Below are 7163 nucleotides of genomic sequence, written 5' to 3'. Positions count from 1 at the left end.
AAACCAGTTGAAGTTGGTTGCTTGAAACTAAATTATCGGGTTGTTTTCTTGATATCATGGGATTCGTGTGCACTTTTTATGTTTCAAGTTTTAGTTAATTTAATTATAACACGGATTGTTAAACTTACTGACAATATTCAAATACCCCATGAGAGGTAACTAGGTAATTACCCTCTATTTCCATATCACGTCCCAAAGATTGGTAGTCAATATAATTTTGTAAATTGGAAGGGACTTCACCAAGCTGTCCTGTTTCTTCCACGTAATAACGGGCGACATCTTCCATCGAATCACAATCACTATAACAATGAATATCCTCTTTGTTTTCCAGTAATTCTTCCAAGCTACTAAACCACATGCCTTGAATTTCTTTGAGTTCATTATAAATAGGTGTACCTTCGATTTCTTGAATGGCTTCACATAGACGGTTGATTTCACTAATCGGCGTGTATTCGTCCACATCAAAAGGAAGCTCAAAATCATGTATTGCATATTCTTCGTAGTCCTCATTTAAACCGATTCTTTCTGCCATTTCTTCCTCATCAATTGGTGGAGTAAACCATGCTCCGACTAATTCACCTTCATTATACCGTCCTAAATTTGCCACATAGACTTTCATTTCCAATTCTTATCACATCCTTTTTATAAAAATAGTCATAAAAAAAGTAGCAATCAGTTAATGACGCTACTTATCAAGGTATCCGCTAATATAATCTGTAACTGTACTTGAAATACCTATTATTAGTTTTGCTTCTCTCTTTCCAATAATATTTGTATTAGGGTGTGCAAGTGAATGCCTATTTCTTGCTTCATTAAGAGAGCTAATCATTCCATTTGATGACCTTATCGTTGTCTTCACTATATCAGCAAGTTCAGTAGGTTGAATTTCTTTTTCAATTAATTGTTGTATCCTACTATATAATTTAGATAGATTTTCGTCTCTAGGAACTGTAATTTCATATTTTTTTAGTATTTCAATTAAATATCCATGAAAAGCAGTGTGAACTCTGTCAAAGGCACGTTGATATTCACCATTACTCATAAAAGACTCAGCGTCTTCAATAGCTTGTGAAACCACATCACTAATTTTCAACTGACTAAAGTTAATTACTTCGTAATTCTCTGGAAGTGGTACTAAAATAGTATCCACTAATACATTATCACCTTGTTTATCATATATGGAGCTTGCTGTCTGGGTAATCAAATCTTTATGACTTTCAAAAAAGTCTAAATCATCAAAAGGAACTCTTATTTTAAGATATGTGCAAAGCGTATTCCAGCCCTTTTTATATCCTTTATAATAAGTAAAATCGTCAGTCTCATCTAAAGTTACCTCTGATATTTTCATTTTAGAAACAATCTCGTTACCTCCTTCATAATAATTTGAAGAGCTCTTTCTTTCTAATGTTTTAATTAAAAGAGATTTAAATTGATCATTTGTAAACATATTCATAAATCCTTTCATAACAAAATATATACTTCCTATTTTATCATGAAAAATATCTGTTAAGCACCAATGATTCGGTTAAATAAGTTTAATAACACATCTTTCACGCCAGCTGCATTGAACACAAGTCCGACGGCGATTAGAGCAATAATCAAGAAGCCAATGAGTTTTGAAAATTCTCGTTTAAAACCTAAAAACAGTCCAATGACAACAATCGCTAACAATACCAATGACTGTGCATTATCCAAGAACCAGTTGTACAAATTCTGCCCAAAATTCATGTGATTGTCCTCCTTTCCTTAAGATATTTTTCTCGATAATAGATATAGCTTTTTACACGCCTTAATAATTGAAAAGGGGTTAAATGCTCTCCATAGACGGTTACTCGATTGGTATAATTATTATAAAATCTCACCTTGTAAAAATCATAGGTATAGATGGTATCACCAGCTTGCCGTTTTCCCTCAATAATGAGAGACGTATATTTCCCTGTATTTTGTATATACGCTTGAAACTCAATGCCACACTGAAACCCTAACTTCTTTAATTCTTTTGTTAAAAGGCTCATGTAATCAAATCCTCCATGGCTAGATGTTGTTGTTCAATTAATTTCTCATGTTTTTCTGTCAGTTTGGCTTCCTGAATCATGGTGGAGATAATGGTTGTACCGTTGAGAACATCTAAAATGCTTGCGATTTTTAATGTAGGGGCGACTTGATGATGTAACCAGTTCAATGTTCGTTCAAAAGAATAAGGCTCTGGCTGTGTGGTTAGGCGTAATGCTCCACGATTTTTACCGATAAACCATTCCCAACGTTCATTAGTTTTCCAATCACTCCGACGTTTAGTGTCGTCTTTATCTGCAAAGCGGATATAGCGATTGATAATTTCAAAGGCTGTTTTTTCCGCCTGTTGATGTGCCAATAAATCTTTCATGGCTTGGGTGGCTCGGTCATTTTTTAACCGAATTTCAAACCGATTCTTTACTTCTGCGTCTTCTAAGGGAACATCATTTTTCACGTATTGCTCATAATCTTTCTCATATATACAGAAATAGACTTCACTTTTTAATGAGCCAATATAAAGTGTGTTTCCCATGTATGGTTTTTCATCACGGTGAACCAATTCACCACTGCGATAATTTTTAAAGCTTCGAAAGACGGAAATGCATTCTTCCTGTTTACATTTCTTTGCCAAATCTGGAATATTCAAAATCCCTGTTTTATCGTTGATAGCTAAATCCAAGCGTTTGAAAATACCTTTATGTTCCATGCAATCTTGAAAGAAATCATACCAGCTCCGATGTTGAGCCAATAGAAAGTTTTCAAATTGCCGACAGCCTTTTCCTTTCAGTTCTAATAAAACACCTTTACTTACATCATGAGAGACTAGGACAACAATATCACCGAAACGATAGTGTTCGGGATAAGAATAATAGCCAAAGTCTTCGTGTAGCATATAATCCATATTCAAACGTAAAACCTCACCGATAATTTGAGCCACATCATTGGTAGGGAATCGAATCCGTACATAGTCGAATAACATCTCCAATGGGTTATCGGGATTGAAGCGTTCCAAAGCGTTCAGTAAATCTTCTTTCACCTGTTGAGTAGGGACTGCCTTGCCTGTTTCAATATCCGATAGGTAAGGTCTGGTAATATGAGAAGCAACCGCCAGTTTATTTTGAGAAACGCCATAAGCCAGTCGCTTTTCTTTCAATTCCTTAATCCAAATTTTTTCGTTTTCCATTCGCAAACCTCCAATCTAAAAAAGATGTAAACTATGACCCTTGAGTTTACACCTTTCATATTTTCCGCAATCCTTTGTACCATCAACATTGGTTGATGAGAATTGCCTGTTTTCAGTTGTATTTGTGCCCCCCTGTTAGATAGAGGGGGCTAAAGGATTGGCGTGGCTAACGCCACACCAGTCAAAGCAAGTCTGAACCTGTACCTTTCACTTCGTGCGGTACAGGCTCAGATTGCTTTTTTTGAATGACTTTTCCTATTTCTCCTAAGAAATCGTACCTTTTTGGTACAAGGGGTGTATAAAACTCACTAATCACACTTTTTCCTGTATCCACGTAACCTCTTCCCTTGATGGGTTTTAAGAAAAATTGTTTTTGTGTATCGCTTCCGAACATCATACCAAAGCCCATTTCAGACATACGACCCAAAGCCACACGGAAGTTAAAGTTGTCCCGAATCCCATCACTAAAATATTTTGCGTCTGGACGTTGACAGGCAAGAATTAAAAAGAAGCCTGCTTGTCGTCCTAACATTACAATTTGTTTGAGTTTATGAATAACGGTGGTACTTTCACGACCTAGCATATCCATCATTGCCACATATTCATCAAAAATAAGAAAATTGGCAGACAAACCAAGATAAGCATAATTTTCTCCTGTTTTATAGTTAGGGTGTTGTTTCATGGTTTCACTGCGATCAATCATATCTTCGTAAAATTGATTGATACATGCCAACATATCTTCTTTACGGTAATAGACATTATTCATGACCGCCCCTAAGTCTGCCAAATCAGCATTTTTAGGGTCAAGAATATAAAGCTTTGCATTTGTATGCAGGAGAGATTCAATCAATGTGAGAATAAAATAGGATTTTCCACTACCAGTGCCCCCAGCAATTAACATGTGAGGGAGAGAATCGAACTCCCAATAGACCGATTCCATCAATTTGACACGTCCATCTTGAGCTACCACGTCTTCAATGCCAATTCGATTGCCAATAGTATCATAAAGTAGGACATACTCTACATAAGAATCTTTCAACGTTTTTTCCACTAATTCACAATACAATCCTGTTTCTAGTTTGTTTTCTAGGTGCAAAAGCTGATCTTGATATTTCCCTAAGGTGATTTCTACATGAATATGGATTAGTCCATCTTTCATTCGATAATATATTTTAGGAAAATGGCGGATTCGTTGTTTGGTTTTCTTGCTGGGTAAATCTTTAAAGAATCCCTCTGATTGAGTTTCTTCGGCTTCATACCAATGATTTTCTAAAATCATACGAGCTAACTTTTGACGGTGCTCTAACTGTTTTATAGAATCTATACGATAGTGATAATAAAGCCAGCTGATAAGTCCGCATACAAAAAGAGCAGTGAGAATACTGCTCCAAAAGTATGGCGTATGAAGTTGATAGAAAAATGTATCTAACTGAACTGCTTGCCAGTTCACCGATTGTAACGCTCTCCAATGAAAAGGGAGTAGGACGACTAGAAAAACTACCAGCAATGAAATTAGTACAAAATGATAGACCAAGTGCTTATCGTTGGCTTTGATTCGCTCTCCTCTGTCATGAAGCAATGGCATAAAAATCCTCCTTTCCACCTATCAAAATAATTGTGTATTGTAGATACGAGCCTGTTTATCAAAAGTTGGTTGAGAAATGGCTTCATATTTCTGATAAGCGATTCGCTTTTCAAAGCGTAATTTTTTTTCTTTCGGATAATAATGACGTCGATAGAGAGTGTGTCCTAACAGTTTTTTCGCTTCTTTTGTCAACGGATAGAGATAGCGAAACATGCGTCCATTGATTTTCTCAATCCCTTTGTATTCGCAAAATGCCTGGGAAAGCCAATGCTTTTTCTCTACCTGTTCAAAGCGAGCATTTTCCTCTAATAAAAGGCGAGCACTTCGAGGGTGTATCTTTTCCCATGACTGCTTATCACGATAGACACTTGTCTTGAAATACCCGCAGTAAAAGAAGTTGGACGCTTGATAGACATAGCCACATTTTCCCTCAATTCCATCTGCCAGTGTATATAAAAAATGACAGTCCGTATGTTCTTTCAACCACTTAATTAGAGCTGAAAGAGCTTGACTGCCAAAATAATTGGTTTGATTCATTTCTGGAAGAAAACACATCTTTCCAATTTCTAAATAATCTGTGGTTTGAAGGGAACTGTCGGGAAAGAGTTTGCGTATGGTTTGTAGGGGTTGCGTACCCCAGCCTAATTCCACAACGCCTAATAATTTTTCTTCTGAAAAAATCCCTAGAAAGTATTTACACAATCTAGGGAGTATCTTTGAATAATGGTATTGCCGAATAAAAGAAATGGCTTCATCTTTCGGAATTTCTTTCAAAATCAATGGTGTGTTTGTCATAAGCAACACCTATTTTTCACTTTCGGACGCTTCTTTTTTATATTTCTGATGAGGTTTTGTCTGTCCTTTTAATACAAGATCGTCTGCTTTCACGTACCAATCAACGTCTGCCCCTCGAAAAGTAGCCGTCGCTACGGTATCTGCCACAGGATTGATTAATTCCACTTCTGCGTTGTAGTCAAATTCTTTCAAAGGAACAGAAGCGGGGATACTGACTTGTATCATGCGTCCTTGTCCTTTTGATTTTAAGTCATAGGTACGTTCTTTAATTTCTTCGGAAACCGTACCATCTTCATTCTGGATACGAACCTCACGACGCAAGGCGGAAAATTTCAATGTGCCAAATGTCTGGTCTTTTTCAATCACAATACCTTCTGCTAATCTCATATTTTTTCACCTTTCCTTTCTTATGCTTTTACCATATCGTCTGCGTGCATAATGTAATTGGTAAATCCTCGATTGCCAATTTTATAACCTTCTGCGGTAATATGTGGGTTGATGAGTTTGACTTTTTCGTCGGATTCAAAATGTTTCTCGCCAGCTTCGGAGGGAAGAATGACAACAATATCATCTGCTCGTTGAATCGTTGAGTATAAATTGTAACTACGAGAGAGAATGGTTGGTCTGCCATTTATTCGACGTTGTTCAATGTTCCCTTCACCAGCATATTCTAATTGTCCAAATGTTTTTTCCATATTGGGAATGACATATTTAAGTTCCATATTTTTACCTATCCTTTCTGTTTTTATGTTTGAATGAATCTTATTTGTGTGATGGTTTTAAAGGGGGGAGAGCGACCTTTTGATTCTTGATTTTTTATTTTCATAAGTTCACTTCCTTTCAAAATTGGGTAAAAAAATAGACGCTCCGTACTGAGCGTCCGATTCCTACTATATTTAAAACAACGACTACCTAGGTATTTTAAATATTATAATCAAATTCTATTTTATCTAATAATTGAGTGGGATAAAGCAAGTCTCCTTTACTCGTAAAATAACCCACCTCTGAGAAAAGAAATAAATTATTTTTTGCTCTTGAACAAATTACGTATAGTAGTTTTCTCGCTGAACTAATTCCTTTATCAGAAACATTAAAAATTTCATTCCAATGAGGAATTTTCCCGTTTAGAAGATTAATAGCGATAACAGTATCATACTCATTTCCTTTAACTTTATGTGCTGTAGTAAGTGTGATACCATCTCGAGATTTAAACATCTTCTTAAAACTAGATACACTACTAGATAATGAATTATTTTTTATCCGATCTTCTACTTCGTTAATAAAAAATAGATAGTGCTTAAAAATAGACGGGTAATTTTTCTCGTCAATATTAAGATTAACAAATATATGTTTGGTAACAAATTTGTATAAATCAACACCGTTGTCGTCTCCACTATACATTCTTTTCACACTGTTTATTAGCTGTAATAAATCTAAGTCAATAAAATAATCTTTAACTTCTATTCCAAATTCATTTTTTAATATAATTAAAATCACTAGTGGTGCAAAGATTTTTTCACACTAAAAATTGCTATTATTACTATCCAGACGCAAAAAAGTCCTTTATACTGAATCAAGGATGACTTA

At 35.5% G+C, this 7163-nt stretch carries 9 protein-coding genes and 1 pseudogene; all 10 read right to left on the bottom strand.

Annotated features, from left to right (window positions below):
• Positions 1-124: 124 nt before the first annotated feature.
• Complete coding sequence (locus JOD14_RS12875; RefSeq protein WP_000870467.1) at positions 125-619, bottom strand: antirestriction protein ArdA; 495 nt, start codon at positions 617-619, stop codon at positions 125-127.
• Positions 620-685: 66 nt separating this feature from the next.
• Positions 686-1447 (bottom strand): abortive infection family protein, encoded by a 762-nt coding sequence (locus JOD14_RS12870; protein WP_001565981.1) that lies wholly within the window; start codon positions 1445-1447, stop codon positions 686-688.
• A 59-nt stretch (positions 1448-1506) separates the two neighbouring features.
• Positions 1507-1728: a hypothetical protein gene (locus tag JOD14_RS12865; protein WP_001009054.1), complete on the bottom strand. Its 222-nt coding sequence runs from the start codon at positions 1726-1728 to the stop codon at positions 1507-1509.
• Entirely contained in the window at positions 1725-2015 is a 291-nt protein-coding gene (locus JOD14_RS12860; RefSeq protein WP_000055376.1) for a hypothetical protein, read from the bottom strand. The genes JOD14_RS12865 and JOD14_RS12860 overlap by 4 nt, the downstream gene beginning before the upstream one ends.
• Positions 2012-3196: a MobT family relaxase gene (gene mobT, locus JOD14_RS12855; RefSeq protein ID WP_000426689.1), complete on the bottom strand. Its 1185-nt coding sequence runs from the start codon at positions 3194-3196 to the stop codon at positions 2012-2014. Before mobT ends, JOD14_RS12860 begins: the two co-directional genes overlap by 4 nt.
• Before the next feature lie 181 nt (positions 3197-3377).
• A complete protein-coding gene (locus JOD14_RS12850; RefSeq protein ID WP_001130244.1) occupies positions 3378-4781 on the bottom strand; it encodes an FtsK/SpoIIIE domain-containing protein in 1404 nt (467 codons plus the stop codon).
• A gap of 21 nt (positions 4782-4802) precedes the next feature.
• Positions 4803-5576: a Mom family adenine methylcarbamoylation protein gene (locus tag JOD14_RS12845; protein WP_204655176.1), complete on the bottom strand. Its 774-nt coding sequence runs from the start codon at positions 5574-5576 to the stop codon at positions 4803-4805.
• Between the two features lie 9 nt (positions 5577-5585).
• Positions 5586-5963 carry a YdcP family protein gene (locus JOD14_RS12840; protein WP_001234191.1) on the bottom strand — a complete coding sequence of 126 codons (378 nt, stop codon included), beginning with the start codon at positions 5961-5963 and terminating at the stop codon, positions 5586-5588.
• 20 nt (positions 5964-5983) lie between these two features.
• The gene (locus JOD14_RS12835; RefSeq protein WP_000421279.1) at positions 5984-6298 is read right to left on the bottom strand and encodes a YdcP family protein; all 315 of its coding nucleotides are present in this window, start codon (positions 6296-6298) and stop codon (positions 5984-5986) included.
• Between the two features lie 199 nt (positions 6299-6497).
• Positions 6498-7070 (bottom strand): annotated as a pseudogene (locus tag JOD14_RS12830) (3'-5' exonuclease); the annotation flags it as partial.
• Between the last annotated feature and the right edge of the window lie 93 nt (positions 7071-7163).

Origin of the sequence: Enterococcus lemanii (assembly GCF_016909125.1) — a bacterium.
GTDB lineage: Bacteria > Bacillota > Bacilli > Lactobacillales > Enterococcaceae > Enterococcus_I > Enterococcus_I lemanii.
The sequence above is the reverse complement of the archived record's forward strand: the minus strand, read 5'-3'. Positions and strand labels throughout refer to the sequence as shown.

Excerpts from the sequence above, each read along its gene's own strand:
- JOD14_RS12875 (WP_000870467.1), bottom strand. The coding sequence starts at position 619 with ATGAAAGTCTATGTGGCAAATTTAGGACGGTATAATGAAGGTGAATTA.
- JOD14_RS12870 (WP_001565981.1), bottom strand. The coding sequence starts at position 1,447 with ATGTTTACAAATGATCAATTTAAATCTCTTTTAATTAAAACATTAGAA.
- JOD14_RS12865 (WP_001009054.1), bottom strand. The coding sequence starts at position 1,728 with ATGAATTTTGGGCAGAATTTGTACAACTGGTTCTTGGATAATGCACAG.
- JOD14_RS12860 (WP_000055376.1), bottom strand. The coding sequence starts at position 2,015 with ATGAGCCTTTTAACAAAAGAATTAAAGAAGTTAGGGTTTCAGTGTGGC.
- mobT (WP_000426689.1), bottom strand. The coding sequence starts at position 3,196 with ATGGAAAACGAAAAAATTTGGATTAAGGAATTGAAAGAAAAGCGACTG.
- JOD14_RS12850 (WP_001130244.1), bottom strand. The coding sequence starts at position 4,781 with ATGCCATTGCTTCATGACAGAGGAGAGCGAATCAAAGCCAACGATAAG.
- JOD14_RS12845 (WP_204655176.1), bottom strand. The coding sequence starts at position 5,576 with ATGACAAACACACCATTGATTTTGAAAGAAATTCCGAAAGATGAAGCC.
- JOD14_RS12840 (WP_001234191.1), bottom strand. The coding sequence starts at position 5,963 with ATGAGATTAGCAGAAGGTATTGTGATTGAAAAAGACCAGACATTTGGC.
- JOD14_RS12835 (WP_000421279.1), bottom strand. The coding sequence starts at position 6,298 with ATGGAACTTAAATATGTCATTCCCAATATGGAAAAAACATTTGGACAA.